Source organism: Bartonella sp. AP30XZML (assembly GCF_042195945.1).
Lineage (GTDB): Bacteria > Pseudomonadota > Alphaproteobacteria > Rhizobiales > Rhizobiaceae > Bartonella.
This window is the reverse complement of the sequence record NZ_JBHIPJ010000072.1, coordinates 1-2,424: the sequence shown is the minus strand read 5'-3', so window position 1 is coordinate 2,424 and position 2,424 is coordinate 1. Positions and strand designations below refer to the sequence as shown.

Below are 2,424 nucleotides of genomic sequence, written 5' to 3'. Positions count from 1 at the left end.
CCAAGCAACCATTTAATGAGTTCATTGATTCCTTTTGCTATCCAATAGAGTGGTGAAAAGTTTTTAAAGAGCGTAAAGAGATTATTGAAAATATTACTACATAAGCTGTAAAAAGAATCCCACAAGTTGCTTATGAAGCTTACTACCGTATCCCAATTTTTGTAGAGTAGATATCCAGCTCCAACAAGGGCAGCAATACCGCCAATGATCCAGCCGATAGGAGTGGTCATGATTGCGATACCAAGCGATATAAAAGAGGATGCAGCGGCGATTATTGCTGGAATAACTGAAGCTATAAGAACTACTCCAACTGCGGCTAAAGATGCGGCTACCCAGCCATTGAGTTTATCCCAATATTTATAGACTACAACAAGAGCTGCGATGCCGCCAATTAGCCAACCGATAGGTGTCGTCATTATAGTATAGCCAAGTGTGACAAACGCTGCTCCCGCTGCGGCTAATGCGGTAATGAGTGGACCAAAAATGAATGAACCAAGTGCTACAAGTCCTACCTTAAAGAGGGTTATTTCACCAATCAGAGGTTCTAGCCATTGGAACCAGCCTTTAATCCTCTCTGTGAGATCACTGATACCTTTTCTCAAATCAGAGGTAGGATTAAGCAAATCATTAAAGACTTTTTTTACGCTTTTAGCCCATCCAGCAACGGTTGTTTGAATGAGGTCGCGGTTTTCATCAATCAACTTTGAAAAACCGTCAATCATGTCATTGATGACGGGCATGAAACGCGCGCCAATAAAGCTCGCGATACCGCCTATTTTTTTCTTAAAAGCACCAAGCTTATCACTTAAATCTGCGGCATAGCGTGCAACATCGGCACCTATCAGCCATTTTCCTTTCCGCGCCTTTGCAAACAGCTCTTTAATGGGTGCCATGCCTTGTGCAAGCATGGTAGCCATTTCTTTACCATCACCACCAAACAACAGAGCAGCAATATGCTGTCTTTGTGCTTGATTCTTCATCTTACTCATCTTGTCGGTAATTTCTTCCAACAAGACAGAAGTGGATTTGAGTTTTCCAGAAGTGTTTTTGACAGAAATGCCAAGTGCTTCAAAGCCCATCACGCCTCTTTTTTGTCCGGCATATGCTTGTGCCGAACGCCTATTTAAAACCGCTAAGGATTGTTGAAAGAGTTCGGCGGAAGTGCCTGAATTATCGGCTGCATCACCCCATAATTGAAGTGATGCAACACTCATATTTAAATGGCGTGATGCGTGATAAAGACTATCGCCCAGATGCATGGTTTTCATGGTAACGGCGGTCACACTTGCCACAAGACCACCACCGGCAAGCCCTAAAGCACCAGTAAAGACTGAAGCACGGCTTGCCGCCACTCCAAGAGCACTTTGAACACCTTTCAAACTTGACGTCATGTTTTTGACAGCAGCAGAAAAGCGCGGAATACTCAATCTCAGTGAGAGTGTTTTTGACAATGTATCGAATTTTTTTTGAAGATGTTTGAGAGGTGCGGTGAGTTTGTCTTCAAGAGATAATCTCACCTTTGCATCAGCAACTTTTTCACTCATTTTGTCTTATACCTTTCTGCTGCTTGATTTCGCCAAAAGACCAATTCTTCCAGTTCCATTTCCATCATGTCTGAAAGTGGCCAATGAAAAACAATGGCAATATCGGCTATGAGTTTCGCGGCAGTTTCGCAGTCTTGGAAGCCCGCCGACTTGAAAAAAAATCTATAATCTCACGAATATCTTCCATGTCATAAGGATCAATTTCCTCAACGGCATCTATAGGCCAGCCAGAAAGGCGTGAAGTAATGAATTCTAACTGATCAGCATCGTCTTCCTTAAAGGTCGCTTTTAAGTCTTTATATTTCGGGCGCCGTAAGGTGATTTCGGTATGTTCTTTTCCTTCAAAGGTAATCGGTACAAGTAATTTATGTGTAATGCTTGTTTGTACTGTCATTTTTATAATCCTAAGTTTTCTCTATGATCTGCGAGTTGATTGACGCCATTGAATCTCCTCACCATGTTGAGGGCGTCTATCTCAACAATTTCAACGTCCTTCTGGACATATTTAAAATACTGCAATGTAAATGTAGCCGTGGATGTAGCTTTGCTCCCCGGTTGCCATTCTGCCATTTCAAAGCCTTTGCATAGTCCTCTCATGGTAATGACAACACCTTCTGCAGGTGTGCCTTGCGCTTGCATTGAACTGCGTAATGAAATGTTGACATCAGTGCGCCCCAACAGTGCCATCAACTCTGGAGAGCAATCAGAAATGGTCATGGTGAGAATGAGGGTTTCAAGACCAAGGTCAACTTCAATGGAGCTATCCATGCCTCCGCCACGATAGTTTTCAACGACCAAATTCAAATTCGGTAATGTTACGCTTTCACATTTTGCTTGATAGGGAATACCGTCGACAAAAATGTTAAAATATTTCAAAACT

Annotated in this window: 4 protein-coding genes; all 4 read right to left on the bottom strand. The window is 42.5% G+C overall.

The annotated features are described in order from the left end of the window. On the bottom strand, positions 1 to 1,544 hold a 1,544-nt coding region (locus ACFIL2_RS05250), incomplete at its 3' end, for a phage tail tape measure protein (protein WP_375680069.1). Then, positions 1,541 to 1,603 carry a GpE family phage tail protein gene (locus ACFIL2_RS05245; protein WP_244395846.1) on the bottom strand — a complete coding sequence of 21 codons (63 nt, stop codon included), beginning with the start codon at positions 1,601 to 1,603 and terminating at the stop codon, positions 1,541 to 1,543. The genes ACFIL2_RS05250 and ACFIL2_RS05245, both read right to left, overlap by 4 nt. A 47-nt stretch (positions 1,604 to 1,650) precedes the next feature. Further along, complete coding sequence (locus tag ACFIL2_RS05240; RefSeq protein ID WP_375626896.1) at positions 1,651 to 1,938, bottom strand: phage tail assembly protein; 288 nt, start codon at positions 1,936 to 1,938, stop codon at positions 1,651 to 1,653. Positions 1,939 to 1,940: 2 nt separating this feature from the next. Next, positions 1,941 to 2,424 (bottom strand): phage major tail tube protein (locus tag ACFIL2_RS05235; RefSeq protein ID WP_375680068.1); only part of this gene is annotated, 484 nt, incomplete at its 5' end.

Coding starts and splice junctions, on each gene's coding strand:
- ACFIL2_RS05240 (WP_375626896.1), bottom strand. CDS start 1,938: ATGACAGTACAAACAAGCATTACACATAAATTACTTGTACCGATTACC.